1 protein-coding gene is annotated in these 213 nt (G+C 52.1%); it reads right to left on the reverse strand.

Features of this window, described 5'->3' with window-relative positions; translation table 11 throughout:
• On the reverse strand, positions 1-211 hold a 211-nt coding region (locus tag HJY11_RS15750; protein ID WP_368041634.1), incomplete at its 3' end, for a substrate-binding domain-containing protein.
• Between the last annotated feature and the right edge of the window lie 2 nt (positions 212-213).

Genomic DNA, 213 nt, shown 5'->3' on the forward strand with positions numbered 1-213 from the left:
TCGGAAACATCCATTCACTGTACTCCATATTGTCGTATCCGATCACGGAGATATCTTTTCCCGGACACAACCCTCTCTCCTGCATAGCCTTATAGACGCCGACACACATCTGGTCGTTCGCCACAAGAACCGCCGTCGGATATTGCCCCTCATCCAGAATACTCCTCATACAGCTATAGGCGGAGGCAATCTTCCAATCCCCCCTCCGGATCC

This window comes from Bittarella massiliensis (ex Durand et al. 2017) (assembly GCF_017566145.1).
Classification (GTDB): Bacteria; Bacillota; Clostridia; order Oscillospirales; family Ruminococcaceae; genus Bittarella; species Bittarella massiliensis_A.